Below are 15374 nucleotides of genomic sequence, written 5' to 3'. Positions count from 1 at the left end.
TCATTCCACTGCACGACGCGAAGGAGGCGTACCCGCATGAAGTTCCCGTCCACCCGCCGCACCGCCCTGGCCCTGGCCGCCGCCACGGCCCTGCTGGCCGCCTGCTCCACCGCCCCGCAACTCGCCTACTCGGTGCCGGACCAGCCCGAAGGGTCTTCGGGATACATGGAGAAGCCCGGCTGGGCCACGCGCCAGTTCGCGGTCGCCGCGGCCAATCCGCTGGCCACCGATGCGGGCTACCAGGTGCTCAAGGCCGGAGGTTCGGCCATCGACGCGGCCATCGCGGTGCAGATGGTGCTCGCGCTGGTCGAACCCCAGTCCAGCGGCATCGGCGGCGGCGCCTTCCTGCTGCATGCCGCGGGCAGCAAGGTGGAAGCGTACGACGGGCGCGAAACCGCCCCCGCCGCCGCCAACGAGAACCTGTTCCTCGGCCGGGACGGCAAGCCTGTGCCGTTCTACGACGGCGTGGTCGGCGGCCGCTCGGTCGGCGTGCCCGGCGCGGTGCGCATGCTGGAGATGGCGCACCGCGAGCATGGGGTGCTGCCCTGGGCACAACTGTTCGAGCCCGCCATCCGGCTGGCCGAAGGCGGCTTCAAGGTGAGCGCCCGGCTCCACAGCCTGCTCGCCAACGAGAAATACCTGGCGCAGGACCCGGCCGCGCGGGCCTACTTCTTCGATCCCGCGGGCAAGCCCTGGCCCGTGGGGCACGTACTGCGCAATCCCGAGCTCGCGGCCGTCCTGCGGGCCATCGCGCAGAACGGCTCCAGGGCGCTGCTGGAGGGCGAGGTCGCCCAGGCCATCGTGGCCAAGGTGCAGGGCCATCCGACGAATCCCGGCCAACTGAGCCTGGCGGACCTGGCGGGCTACCAGCCGAAGAAGCGCGAAGCGCTGTGCAGCGACTACGCCGTGGCGGCCCACGCCTACCGCATGTGCGGCTTTCCGCCGCCCGGCTCGGGAGCGATCGCCGTGGCGCAGATCCTCGGCATCCTGCAGCAGACGCCCGCGGCCGGCATGCCGCTGCAGGCCGGCCCGAACGGGCCCCAGGACCTGCAGCCCGGCGCCGACTGGCTCTACTACTACAACGAGGCCGCGCGCCTGGCCTTCGCCGACCGCGGGCTCTACGTGGCCGATCCGGACTTCGTGCAGCCGCCGGCGGGCAGCTGGTCGAGCCTGGTGGACCCCGCCTATCTGGCGCAGCGCGCGCGCCTCATCGGCCCGCAGAGCCTGAAGGTGGCCCAGCCCGGCACGCCGGGGGCCGCGAGGACGGCCCTGGCGCCGATGCCCGACCAGATCGAGCACGGCACCAGCCACATCAGCGTGGTGGACGCCCGTGGCAATGCCGTGGCGATGACGACGACCATCGAGGACCAGTTCGGTTCCCGCCAGATGGTCAAGGGCTTCCTGCTGAACAACGAGCTGACCGACTTCAGCTTCGCGCCCCGCGACGCGGCCGGCCGGCCCATCGCGAACCGCGTGGAACCCGGCAAGCGCCCCCGCTCCTCCATGGCCCCGACCCTGGTCTTCGACAAGGCCACCGGCCAGCTCGCGATGAGCGGCGGCAGCCCGGGCGGCGCGCTCATCATCCACTACACCGCCAAGACGCTGTACGGCATCTTCAACTGGGGGCTGACTCCGCAGCAGGCCATCAACCTGCCGAACTTCGGCAACCTCAACGGCCCCACCATGCTGGAGGAAAAGCGCTTCCTGCCCTCCACCGTGGAGCAGCTGCGCACGCGCGGCGCCGAGGTGCGCGAGATGAACATGACCAGCGGGCTGCAGGCCATCACCCGCGCCAACGTGCACGGCCAGCCGATGTGGCTGGGCGGCGCCGATCCGCGCCGCGAGGGCATCGTGATGGGCGACTGAGCGGCCATGCGGCCCATCGGGCACGGCCGGACTAGCACATTGCGTGCGCAGCGCCAAGCCCCCGCGCGGCGGGGCTGTGGTTTCGGCGGTGCATGCCCGCCTGGAAATCGCTTGCTTCCACGGAAGAGCCACCCGGAGAATGCTGGGCGATGGCGACACGGCGGCTGCCTCCGCAGCCAGTCTGGGCCACGAACCAATTTTCGCGAGGACGGGGAAAACACATGGGCAAGCATTTCTGGGCAGCATTCGCCACCGTGCTGGCGTTCTGGGCAACGCCCGCCACCAGCCAGACCACCGCGCCGCTGCGGGCATGGAACATCCATCCCGACGGCTATCCGGTCACCGAGGCGATGAAGAGCTTCGCCGCCGAAGTGCAGGCCGGCACCCAGGGCCGCCACCAGATCCAGATCTTCTCCGATGCCGTCCTGGGCGACCAGTCCAAGGCAGTGCAGATGCTCAAGGCCGGCGAGATCGATGTCGCGGAGTTCAACTTGGGCCCGCTCGCGGAAGCGGTGCCGCCGCTGCAGGCCTTCAACCTGCCCTTCCTGTTCAGCAGCGCCACGCACATGTTCCGCTACCTGGACGGCCCGATGGGCGAGCGGCTCGCGGAAAAGCTCAAGGCGTCCGGCTACGTCGTGCTGGGCTGGTACAACGGCGGCGCCCGCTCGTTCTATTGCGCCGACAAGCCCATCACCCGCCGCGAGGACCTGGCGGGGCTGCGCATCCGCGTGCAGCAGGTCGATTCGCACATCGAGATGGTGAAGCTGCTGGGCGCCACGCCGGTGGTCGTGCCCTACAAGGAAGTGCCTGAGAGCTTCCGCGCCGGCAGGATCGACTGCGCGGAAGGCAATATCGTCTCGTACGAGTCCACCGGCCAGTACAAGCTGGCGAAATACATGCTGCTGGACCAGCACATCATCGCGCCCGAGGCGCTGGTGGTGTCCACCCAGCTGTGGAACCGCCTGAACGAGGAGGACCGCAAGGTGTTCCTGAAGGCCGGCAAGGACTCAGCGCTGCTGATGCGCGGCCTCTGGGAAAAGCGGGAACTCGCGGCCCGCACCGCCCTGGCCAAGGAAGGCGTGCAGTTCGTCCACGTGGCAGACTTCTCGCCCTACGTGCGCCGCATGGCGCCGCTCTACAAGAAGTACACCGACAACCCCGATGTGCGGGGCGACCTGCTCACCATCATCTCCAACCAGTGACGGGTGGGCTCAGCCGGGCCCGAATCCCAGCGACATGCCCGCGCCGCCGCGTGCCCGCGCACCGGGCATCGCGCGCAGCGCTGCCGGTGGCGCGCCAGTGCCCCCCGCACCGCCAGGCAGCGCCTCCGCGGCATCGCCGGGGCCCGTCCCGAAGCCCGCGCCCTGGGGCCATTGCACGTCCGGCAGCGCTTCCAGCGCCGGGCGCGCGAAGAGATAGCCCTGGTACAAGTGGACGCCCATGGCCCGCAGGGGACGGAGCTCGTCCTCGGTTTCCACGCCCTCGGCGATCACCGCGATGCCCAGCGCCTCGCCCATCGAGACCACGCCGCGGGCAATCGCCTGGCGTACCGGGTCGGCGCCGATGCCGCGCACCAGCGCCATGTCGATCTTCAGCATGTCGGGCTGGAAGTCCGCCAGCAGCCCCAGCCCCGCATAGCCGGCACCGAAATCGTCGATGGCCGTTCGCAGGCCCTGGCGCCGGTAGGCGCGCAGGATGCGGTTGAGGTGTTCGCGGTCATGGGCGTTCTCGTGCTCCGCCACCTCGAAGATGATGCGCTCGACCGGAAATCCGCAGCGTCGCGCGGCCTCGAGGGTGACCCGGATGCAGGCCTCCGGCTGGTACACCGCGTTGGGCAGGAAGTTGATGCTCAACCGGCAGTCGATGCCCAGCCGGGCGGCCAGCTCCACCGCCCGCACCCGGCAGGCCTGGTCGAATGCATAGCGGTTGCCGTCGTTCACGCGGGCCAGCACCGAAGCAGCCGGGCTGCCGTCCGTGCCGCGCACCAGCGCCTCGTAGGCGAACACGCTGCCACCATGGCGCAGGTCCACGATGGGCTGGAAAGCCATGGTGAAGTCGAAATCCAGTTCCGCAGCGCCGTTGCGGCACGCGGAGCAGGCGGGAGCGGAAGGGGCTGGCGCGTGCATGGAAGTCAGGGGAGCGTTCCCGGAAGTTGCCAGAAGAAAGCTTAGTGCAGCCACGCGCCCGTGCGCGCGCCGGGGCCGCAGCAAGCGGTGGCGTCCTACGCAAAAGCCCGCGCGGCTGCCGCTCACCACACTTCGCGGCACCGAAGTGGCTTGCGCCACACACGGTAGCGATTTTCAGCTACCGTTCGATCGCGTTCATCACCCGACGGGACTGCCCGGCGGCATTCCGGCGAAAATCCCCGCGTGTCCATCCCCCAGTCCTTCATCCAGGAGTTGCTTTCGCGCGTCGATGTGGTCGATGTCGTCGGGCGCTACGTGCAGCTCAAGAAGGGCGGGGCCAACTTCATGGGGCTGTGCCCCTTCCACGGCGAGAAGTCGCCCTCGTTCAGCGTCAGCCCGTCCAAGCAGTTCTACCACTGCTTCGGCTGCGGCAAGAATGGCAATGCGATCAGCTTCCTGATGGAGCATGCGGGCATGGGCTTCGTGGAAGCCGTGCAGGACCTGGCCCAGCAGGTGGGCCTGCAGGTGCCGCAGGACGATGTCTCGCCGCAGGAGCGCGAGCGTGCGGCGGCGCAGCGCCAGAAGCAGGCCACCCTCACCGACGTGCTGGAGAAGGCGGGCGAGGCCTACCGCCGCCACCTGCGCGAGTCGCAGCGCGCCATCGCGTACTTCAAGGGGCGCGGCGTGTCCGGGGCGGTCGCCAAGCGCTACGGCCTGGGCTATGCGCCCGAGGGCTGGCGGTCGCTCGCCAGCGTGTTCCCCGAGTACGACAACCCGCTGCTGCACGAGAGCGGCCTGGTGATCGTGAACGAGGAAGACGGCAAGCGCTACGACCGTTTCCGCGACCGGGTGATGTTCCCGATCCGCAACGTGAAGGGCGAATGCATCGGCTTCGGGGGCCGGGTGCTGGGCGACGACAAGCCCAAGTACCTCAACTCGCCCGAGACCCCCGTCTTCCACAAGGGGCGCGAGCTCTACGGCCTGTTCGAGGCGCGCGCCGCCATCCGCGAGCACGGCTACGCGCTCGTCACCGAAGGCTACATGGACGTGGTCGCGCTGGCCCAGTTGGGCTTTCCGAACGCCGTCGCCACGCTGGGCACGGCCTGTACGCCGGACCACGTCCACAAGCTCTTCCGCTTCACCGACACGGTGGTCTTCAGCTTCGACGGCGACGCGGCGGGCCGGCGCGCGGCGCGCAAGGCGCTCGACGGCGCCCTGCCCTACGCCACGGATACGCGCAGCGTGAAGTTCCTGTTCCTGCCCGCCGAGCACGACCCCGACAGCTTCGTGCGTGCCCATGGCACCGACGCGTTCGCGCGGCACGTGCAGGGCGCCATGCCGCTGAGCCGCTTCCTGGTGGAGGTCGTCGGCGAGGGCTGCGACCTGGGTCTGGCGGAAGGCCGCGCCCGCATGGCGGCGAACGCCCGGCCGCTGTGGACCGCCCTGCCCGACGGCGCACTCAAGCGCCAGTTGCTGGGCGAGCTGGCGGAACTGGCCCAGCTCGCGGCCAGCGACCTCTCGGAGCTCTGGGCCGCACCGGCGCACCCGGCCGGCGGTGGCCGGCAGGCCGCCGGTGGCTCCGCGCCCACCGGCGCGCCGGCCTACGACGAGGCCCCGCCCTGGGGCGGCCCGCGCGACGGCGGCGGCTGGGCGCCCCCTGGGGATGACGGCTACGGCCACGCCCCGGCGGCCTCCTCGGGCTCCAGGCAGCCCTGGCGAAAGGGCAGCGGCGGAGGCGGAGGCGACTGGAAGAAGGGCCGCTGGCGCGACCGCGACGAGCGCCCGCCCCAGCCGCGCCTGCCGTCCACGCCCGCCGCGGGACGCGACGACCACGCAGCGCGGCTGTTGCTGTCGCACATGGAATTCCTGGAAGACCTCTCGCACGAGGACCACGCCACGCTCTGCGCCCAGCCCGCACCCCACGGCCCCCTCTTCACCTGGCTGGAGGCGCAGTGGCACGAGCATGGTCCGCAGGCCTGGGCCGTGCTGCGCGAGAGCCTGCGCGGACACGACGCGGAGGCGTTGGCGGTGCGGGTGATGACCGGTTCGCACGCCCAGACCGAGGGCGACGCGGCCGAGCTGCGGAGCGAACTGCGCGACCTGCTCGACCGCATGCTCATGGAAGACATCAAGCGCCAGGAGAAGGAACTCATCCTGCAGGCGGCGACCGATCCGTCCGCGCTCGAGAAGTACCGCGCGCTGCAGCAGCGGCGGCAGGCCCTGCTGGGCATCGCACCCGCGAACTTGAAAAAGGCGGGCGGGCTATAATATAGGGTTCATCGGCAAGAGCGACAGCAGCACCTCCGGGCCGGGCAACCGTGACACGCACGCACCACCGCCCCCACACCGCAAGGACTGCACACCAAATGATCGCCCACACATCTTGCCCACGGGGGCCCGCCCCTCGAACCGCGGAGGCACCGCCTTCGCCCAGCCACCCGCGCCGGGAACCGACGCGCTTGCGTTTTCTTTGTGTGTCCGTTTTTGAATCTGAGGTCGTCCATGCCCGCTCAAAAGTCCGCGAAGTCGCCCAAGTCCGCCCCCGATACCGCCGCGAAGGCCGCCTCCACCTCGAAAACCGCGACCCAGGCCGCTCCTGCCGCAAAGAAAGCTCCATCCGTGCCCGTGAACAAGTCCGCCGACAAGCCCGAAGCCTCCGAAGAAACCACCGCCAAGAAGGCGAGCCGCGCGAAGGCCGCGGCCCCTGCGGCGGCCGATGACGACGAGACGCCCAAGAAGCGCCCCGGCCGCCCGGCCAAGGCAGCCACCGCCGCCGCCGGCAAGGCCCCCGCCAAGCGCGGCCGCAAGCCCAAGGCCGCCGAGGACGATTCCGCGGGCGACGACGCCGACCTGTCGGACATCGAATCCGAACTCGAGGGCGAGGTCGAGGCCGAGCCGGCCGAGGCGGCGCCCACCGCCGAGAAGGTCAAGCCCCTGCGCATGAAGATCAGCAAGGCGAAGGAACGCGCCTTGATGAAGGAATTCGGCCTGGACGACACCGTCCTGTCCGAGGAAGACCTGGCCAAGCGCCGCTCGCGCCTGAAGGCCCTGATCACGCTGGGCAAGACCCGTGGCTACCTGACCCAGGTCGAGATCTCCGACCACCTGCCCGACAAGCTGGTCGATGCCGAGACCATGGAAGTCGTGGTCACCATGCTCAACGACATGGGCGTGGCCGTGTACGAGCAGACGCCCGATGCCGAGACGCTGTTCCAGAACAACGTCACCCCCACCGCCACCACCGTCGAGGAAGCCGAGGAAGAAGCCGAGGCCGCCCTCTCCACCGTGGACAGCGAATTCGGCCGCACCACCGACCCGGTCCGCATGTACATGCGCGAGATGGGCACGGTGGAACTGCTCACCCGCGAGGGCGAGATCGAGATCGCCAAGCGCATCGAAGGCGGCCTGCAGGCCATGATGGAAGCCATCAGCGCATCGCCCGCCACCATCGCCGAGATCCTGGCGATGGGCGAGGAGATCCGCGAGGGCAAGGTCGTCATCTCCACCATCGTGGACGGCTTCTCCAACCCCAACGAGGCCGACGACTACGTGGCCGAGGAAGACTTCGACGAATTCGACGAAGAGGACGACGACGACGGCAAGGGCGGCTCCAAGGCCCTGACCAAGAAGCTGGAAGAGCTCAAGAACGAAGCGCTGCGCCGGTTCGACAACCTGCGCGGGCTCTTCGAGAAGATGCACAAGATCTACGACAAGGAAGGCTACGGCACGCCGGCCTACATGAAGGCCCAGCACGCCATCTCGGCCGAACTGATGACCATCCGCTTCACGGCCAAGACCATCGAGAAGCTGTGCGACATGGTCCGCGCCCAGGTGGACGACGTGCGCAAGAAGGAGCGCGAGCTGCGCCGCATCATCGTGGACAAGTGCGGCATGCCGCAGGAAACCTTCATCAAGGACTTCCCGCCCAACCTGCTGAACCTGCAGTGGGTCGAGAAGCAGGCCGCCGCCGGCAAGCCCTGGAGCGCCGTGCTCGCGCGCAACATCCCGCCGGTGCAGGAGCTGCAGCAGCGCCTGATGGACCTGCAGTCCCGCGTGGTGGTGCCGCTGTCCGAGCTCAAGGACATCAACAAGCGCATGAACGAGGGCGAGTCGGCCTCGCGCGACGCGAAGAAGGAAATGATCGAGGCCAACCTGCGCCTCGTGATCTCCATCGCCAAGAAGTACACCAACCGCGGCCTGCAGTTCCTCGACCTGATCCAGGAAGGCAACATCGGCCTGATGAAGGCGGTGGACAAGTTCGAATACCGCCGCGGCTACAAGTTCTCGACGTACGCCACGTGGTGGATCCGCCAGGCCATCACGCGCTCGATCGCCGACCAGGCGCGCACCATCCGGATCCCGGTGCACATGATCGAGACGATCAACAAGATGAACCGCATCAGCCGCCAGCACCTGCAGGAGTTCGGCTTCGAGCCCGATGCGTCCATCCTGGCCGCGAAGATGGAGATCCCCGAGGACAAGATCCGCAAGATCATGAAGATCGCCAAGGAGCCGATCTCCATGGAAACGCCGATCGGCGACGACGACGACAGCCACCTGGGCGACTTCATCGAGGACGGTGCCAACACCGCCCCGATCGACGCCGCCATGCAGGCCGGCCTGCGCGACGTGGTCAAGGACATCCTGGACGGCCTCACGCCGCGCGAAGCCAAGGTGCTGCGCATGCGCTTCGGCATCGAGATGTCCACCGACCACACGCTGGAAGAAGTCGGCAAGCAGTTCGACGTGACCCGCGAGCGCATCCGCCAGATCGAGGCCAAGGCGCTGCGCAAGCTCAAGCACCCGAGCCGCAGCGACAAGCTGCGCAGCTTCATCGATTCGCTCTGAGCCGCGCCGCACGGGCCGTCCTGCCCGGCGGCCCCGCCTTCCCGAAAGCCCCGTGCCCACCCGGCCGGGGCTTTTTTCATGGGCCAGCCCGCCTCATGCAGGCCATGCGCTCCCGCCCGGCGGATGCAGCCAAAATCGCACAACTGCCACAAAAAACTTTCAGATTAATTACATTTTCAATCAAAAAATACAAATATTTCATAGGAAACGTAGAATTCAGACAGTGCTCGACCATGAAGCCGTTCAACGGCCACTCGCGGGCACCCATCACACGGGAGGTGCCGGGAGGCCCCGCCCGTCCCTGCCTGTCCTACCCTAATCCCGCCATGAGCGAAAAAACCACCTTCTTCGGCAACCTGCGGATCGGCTACCGCATCGGCCTGGCCTTCCTCGCGGTGATCGCGGTACTGGCGCTGCTGGCCGCCCTGTCGCTCGGCGCGCTGGGCAACGTGAACCAGGCCCTCACCAAGGTCACGCGCGACGCCTATCCGAAGGTCAAGCTGCTTTCGCAGATCACCAACGAAGCGGATGCCCAGGCCCGGTACACGCGCAACATGCTGATCTTCGACAACCCGGACATCCGCGCGCAGGAAACCCGCCGCATCCAGGAGAGCCGGGAGACCGTCACCGCCCTGTTCTCGCAACTGTCGCAACTGGTCCGCTCCTCCACGGGCGTCGAGATGCTGGAGGCCTGCCAGACCACGCGCGCAAACTACATGCGCGAACTGGACCGGCTGCTGCAACTCATGCGCGACAACCATTCCGAGCAAGCCCGGGATCTGCTGGAAACCAGCCTGCGCCCCGCCCAGCAGAAATTCCTGGAAGCCGTCACCCGCCTGTCCGAGCACCAGCAGAAGGTCATGGCCGAAGACAGCGACCGGGCGGACGCGCAGGTGAGCACGGGCCGCGTCACCGTGATCGCGATCGGCGCGCTGGCCGCCGTGCTGGCCATGGCGCTGTGCTGGCTTATCGCCCGCTCCATCACCCGCCCGCTGCACACCGCCGTGCAGGTGGCCGAGGCCGTGGCCGGCGGCGACCTGACGTCGCACATCCCCACGGGACGGCGCGACGAGGTGGGCCAGTTGCTCTCGGCCCTGGCGCGCATGAACGACAGCCTGGTGCGCATCGTGGGCAGCGTGCGCGCGGGCTCCGACTCCATCGCCACCGGCACCGTGCAGATCGCCAACGGCAATGCCGACCTGAGCCAGCGCACGGAAGAACAGGCCAGCAACCTGGAAGAAACCGCCGCCTCGATGGAGGAACTGACCTCCACCGTGGAGCAGAACGCCGCATCGGCCCGCCGGGCCCACCAACTGGTATCGGGCGCCTCGTCCGTCGCGGCCCAGGGCGGCGCGGTGGTGCAGGACGTGGTGCGCACGATGGACTCGATCCGCCAGGGCTCGGACCGCATGGCCGACATCATCGGCACCATCAACGGCATCGCCTTCCAGACCAACATCCTGGCGCTCAACGCCGCGGTGGAAGCCGCCCGCGCGGGCGAACAGGGCCGTGGCTTCGCCGTGGTGGCGACCGAGGTGCGCAGCCTCGCGCAACGCAGCGCACAGGCCGCCGCGGAGATCAAGGGCCTGATCCAAAACAGCGTGTCGCGCGTGAACGCCGGCAGCGAACTCGTGGCCCAGGCCGGCCGCACGATGGAAGACATCGTGACCCAGGTGGCCGAGGTGTCCACCCTGGTCGCGGAAATCAGCGCCGCCAGCGCGGAGCAATCCAGCGGCATCGGCCAGGTGGGCGACGCCGTGCAGCAGCTGGACCAGGTCACGCAGCAGAACGCCGCGCTGGTGGAAGAAAGCGCCGCGGCCGCCGACAGCCTGAAGTTCCAGGCGGAAACGCTGGCGCGCACCGTGGCGCAGTTCCGGCTGCCGCCGGGTGCGGACGGGGCGGGCGCCACGGCAGCCCCGGCACGGCGCGACCCTGCGGGCGGCACGGGCGGGCTGCTGCTGGCAGCGGCCTGAGTGGCGGAGCGGTCCCGGCCGGGGTCGCTCATCGCTTCATGGAGGCGAATGGCGGACTTGCTCGTTCACCCACTCCGGGCTCTTGCCCTTCACGCACAACGCAGGATCTTTCACCCAATCCGTGAACCAGAGGGTCGGGTTGCCCTGCAGTTCGTAGCACGCCGCATAGCCAATGCTCGGCATGTACAGGCGCTGGACGAATGAGGTCACAGGGATCAGCAGCATCACCAAGCCGCTGGCGAGCACGGCGATGGTGAAAGCGCGCTCGAACTTCGCAATCGCGGCTTCACGGCACAGCGCCACGCGCATGGCGCCGAGCACGATGGCCATGATGCAGACGACGGCGACGAACGGAGCCAGCTGGGCAGCGGGCGCAATCCGGACGACCGGAGCCCTTGCCGCGATACCCTGGAACACCGGCACGACTCCATGCAAGGTGGCCCACACGCAGCTCGCCGAGATACCGATAAATAGCGGCGTGCTCCAAAGCATGGTTTTACGCAGCGCGGGAATGTCATGCATTTCGGGTCTGGTGGGTTGACGGCAGAGGGCCCGGTGAACATGCGGGAAAGCAAGCCAGCCCATCCCTTGCTCCGCTACGCGATTCAGGGAACCCCATGCGGTGCGGGCGCCCTCGCCTGCTCGTTGACCCAATCCAGGCTCTTGCCCTTTACGCACCATGCCGGGTCGCGAACCCAATCCGTGAACCACAACGTGGGCTGGCCCTGCAGGACATGGCATTGGGTGTAGCCGATGCTCGGCATCCGAGATCGTGCCAACGCAGCGGTGACCGGAATCAACAGCATCGTCACTACACCCGCAAGCACTGTGGCGATGAACGCACGCTCGAAAGGCTTGATGATGCGGTCGCTACAGGGCATCGCGCGCATGGAAGCGACGACGACGCCGAGGAGACAAAACGCAGCGACAAATGGCGCTACCAGCACGGCTGGTCCGATGCGAACTACTGGGGCGCGTTCGGCAACCCCCTCTATCGTCGGAACCATGATGTAGGCGACCATCAGGATCGAACCTGTGGCCAAGGCCAGGTAGAGCGGGATACCCCAGATCAGAGTTTTTCGAATTCCGGCGACATCAAACATGGAAGGCAGGTTCGGGTGTTCGAGTGAGATACCTGTTCTGACACACCAAGCACCACCAGGCTGCGAGGAGCCAGTAGCGGCACCATTAGGCTGTTCACAGAGGCGCGATCGGCCTGGACTGCTGCACCTGCTCGTTCAACCATTCCGGACTCTTGCCCTTCACACACCATGCTGGATCGCGAACCCAGTCCGTGAACCACAACGTGGGCTGGCCCTGCAGGACATAGCATTGGGTGTAGCCAATGCTGGGCATGTAGTAACGCTGGGCGATAGCGACCACGGGGACCAACAGGAGCGCAATGGCGCTGGCTGCGACAGCCAAGTTGGCCGCAATCTCAAACTTCTTGATGAGGCTGGGGCGGCAAGGGATCGCCCGCATCACCATGACGACGATTGCCAGTGAGCCGAAAGCGACGACGCACGGCATGAGGTGCATGCCCGGCGTGATCCGCACTACAGGCGCCTTCGACAGGATGTCGTGAACCATGGGCACCAAGGCGTTGCGGATCATCAGCAACGCGCCTGCCACGAGCCCGAGATACAGCGGAATGCCCCACCGAATAAGCTTTCGGATTTGATGGATGTCGTGCATGGATGACTTGGCGATGTGATCAGGTCAGTGAGGCGCGTGATGGAGCACGCAGCTTATTCGGCAGAACCACTCCTTCATGCCACGCTCGATGGAGCGGCTCAGTTCTTCTTTTCTTTGCTCCATCGCGGATCGAAGATCGTCCAACCACGCTTGGGATTGTGTGTCGATGTAGTACAAGCCTTGCGAAGCCTGCTCCGGAACCATCTTGAGGCCCGCGATCACCTTGCCTTTCACACCGAATCGGCTGTCCAGGTGATTGAGTCCGATACCGGCAACCACTGCGACCACGGCCATGACAACCAAGGGCGCTACGGCGATTGTCGTGACGCCACTGAAAGCAGCAGCCGCAGAATAAGCCACCAACGCCCCCAACCCACCCTTCACCGCCTCCACCCCGATCCCACCCACCAGGTCATACATGGTCTTCTCATTGTTGAACATGAAGTCCATCAACTCGATGCCGCTGGAGACGACCACGCCCAGGATGAACCCGCCCTTGGCAATGCCCTGCAGGCTCTTCATGCCCAGCCCCAGCTGGATCATCTTCGGATGCGTGGCGAGGTAGCGCGTGCCCTGCAGTGCGGAACTGCGGCGCGCCGAGTAGCCCTTGATGATGATGTAGGTGCCGGTCGCGGTGGTCTTCACGTAGCTGGTGATGCCCGACATGCCGATCGCATTCAGCGTGCGGGTGATGGCGATCGCATCGTTGGCGCCTTGCGCCGCCGGCCCCACCCACGGCTCGCTGGCGTTGGGGCTGAAGGTGTGCTGCCAGTACTGGCCGAATGTTGAACTGGCGAGGATCTTGCGCAGGCTGAATTCCAGCGCCGGGTGGTTCCGGGCCTTGTCCTGCAGGATGCCCATGTACTGGCCCTGGGTGAGCACCAGCACATCCACCCGGTTCTGCTCCATGGACTGCGCCACGGATTGGGCATAGCCCATATTGAAAAACGTCACTGCGAGCTCCGCGCTCATGGTTCCTCCCCTGCTGTCGCGTTTTCGATGGGGGCGAATGCTAGGTTCACCCACTCCGCTCGCTTGCAACAATGCGTTAACCCAACGACGTTTTCCAGGAATCGTTCCGCCTGGAAGAACGCTCAGTACAACCGCCCCTTTTCGCCTTGACAAGGACATCGGCTGACGAATATCGGCTGCGAATGGGCGGCAACGACACATCCGCCATCCCTATCGTGCAAACCCCTGGAGGCAGCAGCCCCAGCCGGGCGTACCATGCTCGACAGAGAAGAGAGAGAGAGATAAACGCATGACTGCATCCCCATCGGCTGCTCCCGCCGGAGGCCTGCCTCCGTCGCCGTCCGATCCGGCAACCCCGCCCCTGCGCATCGCCGTGATGGGTGCCGGCGCCGTGGGCTGCTACTTCGGCGCCCTGCTCGCGCGCGCCGGCCATGCGGTCACGCTGATCGGCCGGCCCGCGCACGTCGAGGCCATCCGCGCGAACGGCCTGCGCCTGCAGACCGCCACGCTCGACGAAAACGTGCCCATGGCGGCCGACACCGATCCCGCCGCGGTACGCGGCGCGGACGTGGTGATGTTCTGCGTGAAATCCACCGACACCGAGGACGCGGCACGCCAGATCCAGCCACACCTCGCGCCCGGCGCGCTCGTGCTCACGCTGCAGAACGGCGTGGACAACGACGAGCGCGTGCGCGGCGTGCTGGGCGATGCCCACCCCGTCGCCGCCGCCGTGGTCTATGTGGCCACCGAAATGGCCGGCCCCGGCCACGTGCGCCACCACGGGCGCGGCGAACTGGTGATCGCACCCTCGCCCCGCAGCGCCGCGGTGGCCCAGCAGTTCAGCGCGGCCGGCATCGCCACGGAGATTTCAGGCAACGTGCGCGGCGCGCTCTGGGCCAAGCTGGTGCTCAACTGTGCATACAACGCGATCTCTGCGCTCGCGCAGCAGCCTTACGGCCGGCTGGTGCAGACGCCCGGCGTGGCAGACGTGATTGCCGACGTGGTGGCCGAATGCCTGGCCGTGGCCGAAGCGGACGGCATCCAGATTCCGGGCGATGTGGGCGCGGCGGTGAACCGCATTGCGGCCACCATGCCTGGGCAGATGTCGTCTACCGCGCAGGACCTGGCGCGGGGCAAGCCGAGCGAGATCGATCACCTCAATGGGTATGTGGTGGCGCGGGGGAAGGCGGTGGGGGTGGGGACGCCGGTGAATCGGGTGTTGTGGGTGTTGGTGAAGGTGGTGGAGGCGGGCAACCGGTCGTTCGACACGGGCGTACTATCGGCCGGCTTAGCCGGCCTACCCTCCGCCGGTCAGCTCCGACGTTAGGCCTTGCAACTATCGCCGGCCCCGCTCAGCAAGAACATGGACTGGCTCACATTCATCAGCAAGCTGATCGATTCAATTGCGTGGCCTGTCGCCGCCGTGCTGCTTGGCCTGATCTTCCGAAAGAAACTAGCAGAGTTGCTGCCATTACTACGCAAGGTTAAAGCCGGCCCTCTGGAAGCTGAGTTCGAGATCGCTACGAAGCAAGTGTTGGCAAGCACGGCCGAACTCGCAGCCAAGGAGCGCAAACCAGACACTCCTAGAGCGTGTTATGAACTTTGCTCCTCGGAGTGGAAGTCAAAGGTAGAGTCTGCGGATGCCCCGCAAGCCCTACCCGACGGATGTCAGCGATGAAGAATGGAGCTTCGCTGCGCCCTACTTGAGCCTGATGGACCAGCGCGCGCCCCAGCGCGAGCACGATCTGCGCGAAGTCTTCAACGCCCTGCGCTGGCTGGTGCGCGCAGGCGCGCCTTGGCGGATGCTGCCCAACGATCTACCTCCTTGGGAGGCGGTCTACCAGCAAACCCGACGCTGGCTGGAAGCGGGCTGCTTCGAGGCGATGGTGTCGGA

12 protein-coding genes are annotated in these 15374 nt (G+C 67.2%); 7 read left to right on the top strand and 5 right to left on the bottom strand.

Annotation, left to right across the window (positions count from 1 at the left end; translation table 11 throughout):
• Positions 1 to 36 precede the first annotated feature (36 nt).
• On the top strand, positions 37 to 1866 hold the full coding sequence (locus BLR99_RS19630) for a gamma-glutamyltransferase family protein (RefSeq protein ID WP_041827279.1): 1830 nt from the start codon (positions 37 to 39) through the stop codon (positions 1864 to 1866).
• Positions 1867 to 2087: 221 nt separating this feature from the next.
• Complete coding sequence (locus BLR99_RS19625) at positions 2088 to 3068, top strand: TRAP transporter substrate-binding protein (RefSeq protein ID WP_017439573.1); 981 nt, start codon at positions 2088 to 2090, stop codon at positions 3066 to 3068.
• Between the two features lie 9 nt (positions 3069 to 3077).
• Here the strand turns inward: BLR99_RS19625 and BLR99_RS19620 are convergent, their stop codons facing one another.
• Entirely contained in the window at positions 3078 to 3992 is a 915-nt protein-coding gene (locus BLR99_RS19620; RefSeq protein ID WP_041827278.1) for an EAL domain-containing protein, read from the bottom strand.
• 243 nt (positions 3993 to 4235) lie between these two features.
• On the opposite strand from BLR99_RS19620, the gene dnaG reads away from it, so the two are divergent.
• The 3 genes from dnaG (at position 4236) to BLR99_RS19605 (ending at position 10813) form a co-directional block, all read left to right on the top strand.
• The gene (gene dnaG, locus BLR99_RS19615; RefSeq protein WP_011794548.1) at positions 4236 to 6260 is read left to right on the top strand and encodes a DNA primase; all 2025 of its coding nucleotides are present in this window, start codon (positions 4236 to 4238) and stop codon (positions 6258 to 6260) included.
• Positions 6261 to 6494: 234 nt separating this feature from the next.
• Positions 6495 to 8840 (top strand): RNA polymerase sigma factor RpoD, encoded by a 2346-nt coding sequence (rpoD, locus tag BLR99_RS19610; RefSeq protein ID WP_011794547.1) that lies wholly within the window; start codon positions 6495 to 6497, stop codon positions 8838 to 8840.
• A 326-nt stretch (positions 8841 to 9166) separates the two neighbouring features.
• Entirely contained in the window at positions 9167 to 10813 is a 1647-nt protein-coding gene (locus tag BLR99_RS19605) for a methyl-accepting chemotaxis protein (protein WP_011794546.1), read from the top strand.
• 36 nt (positions 10814 to 10849) lie between these two features.
• On the opposite strand, the gene BLR99_RS19600 is transcribed toward BLR99_RS19605, so the two are convergent.
• The 4 genes from BLR99_RS19600 to BLR99_RS19585 all read right to left on the bottom strand — a co-directional run bounded on the left by BLR99_RS19600 (position 10850) and on the right by BLR99_RS19585 (position 13480).
• Entirely contained in the window at positions 10850 to 11335 is a 486-nt protein-coding gene (locus tag BLR99_RS19600) for a DUF1240 domain-containing protein (protein WP_041827277.1), read from the bottom strand.
• A gap of 83 nt (positions 11336 to 11418) precedes the next feature.
• Positions 11419 to 11916, bottom strand: a complete 498-nt coding sequence (locus BLR99_RS19595) for a DUF1240 domain-containing protein (RefSeq protein ID WP_011794544.1) — start codon at positions 11914 to 11916, stop codon at positions 11419 to 11421.
• 94 nt (positions 11917 to 12010) lie between these two features.
• Positions 12011 to 12508 (bottom strand): hypothetical protein, encoded by a 498-nt coding sequence (locus BLR99_RS19590; protein ID WP_011794543.1) that lies wholly within the window; start codon positions 12506 to 12508, stop codon positions 12011 to 12013.
• Positions 12509 to 12532: 24 nt separating this feature from the next.
• Positions 12533 to 13480, bottom strand: a complete 948-nt coding sequence (locus BLR99_RS19585) for a hypothetical protein (RefSeq protein WP_011794542.1) — start codon at positions 13478 to 13480, stop codon at positions 12533 to 12535.
• Positions 13481 to 13769: 289 nt separating this feature from the next.
• On the opposite strand from BLR99_RS19585, the gene BLR99_RS19580 reads away from it, so the two are divergent.
• Positions 13770 to 14807: a ketopantoate reductase family protein gene (locus BLR99_RS19580; RefSeq protein ID WP_011794541.1), complete on the top strand. Its 1038-nt coding sequence runs from the start codon at positions 13770 to 13772 to the stop codon at positions 14805 to 14807.
• A gap of 313 nt (positions 14808 to 15120) precedes the next feature.
• On the top strand, positions 15121 to 15374 hold a 254-nt coding region (locus BLR99_RS19575), incomplete at its 3' end, for a transposase (RefSeq protein WP_139160185.1).

The organism is Paracidovorax citrulli (assembly GCF_900100305.1).
GTDB lineage: Bacteria > Pseudomonadota > Gammaproteobacteria > Burkholderiales > Burkholderiaceae_C > Paracidovorax > Paracidovorax citrulli.
This window is presented reverse-complemented; position numbering and strand designations above follow the sequence as displayed.

Excerpts from the sequence above, each read along its gene's own strand:
- BLR99_RS19630 (WP_041827279.1), top strand. The coding sequence starts at position 37 with ATGAAGTTCCCGTCCACCCGCCGCACCGCCCTGGCCCTGGCCGCCGCC.
- BLR99_RS19625 (WP_017439573.1), top strand. The coding sequence starts at position 2,088 with ATGGGCAAGCATTTCTGGGCAGCATTCGCCACCGTGCTGGCGTTCTGG.
- BLR99_RS19620 (WP_041827278.1), bottom strand. The coding sequence starts at position 3,992 with ATGCACGCGCCAGCCCCTTCCGCTCCCGCCTGCTCCGCGTGCCGCAAC.
- rpoD (WP_011794547.1), top strand. The coding sequence starts at position 6,495 with ATGCCCGCTCAAAAGTCCGCGAAGTCGCCCAAGTCCGCCCCCGATACC.
- BLR99_RS19605 (WP_011794546.1), top strand. The coding sequence starts at position 9,167 with ATGAGCGAAAAAACCACCTTCTTCGGCAACCTGCGGATCGGCTACCGC.
- BLR99_RS19600 (WP_041827277.1), bottom strand. The coding sequence starts at position 11,335 with ATGCATGACATTCCCGCGCTGCGTAAAACCATGCTTTGGAGCACGCCG.
- BLR99_RS19595 (WP_011794544.1), bottom strand. The coding sequence starts at position 11,916 with ATGTTTGATGTCGCCGGAATTCGAAAAACTCTGATCTGGGGTATCCCG.
- BLR99_RS19590 (WP_011794543.1), bottom strand. The coding sequence starts at position 12,508 with ATGCACGACATCCATCAAATCCGAAAGCTTATTCGGTGGGGCATTCCG.
- BLR99_RS19585 (WP_011794542.1), bottom strand. The coding sequence starts at position 13,480 with ATGAGCGCGGAGCTCGCAGTGACGTTTTTCAATATGGGCTATGCCCAA.
- BLR99_RS19580 (WP_011794541.1), top strand. The coding sequence starts at position 13,770 with ATGACTGCATCCCCATCGGCTGCTCCCGCCGGAGGCCTGCCTCCGTCG.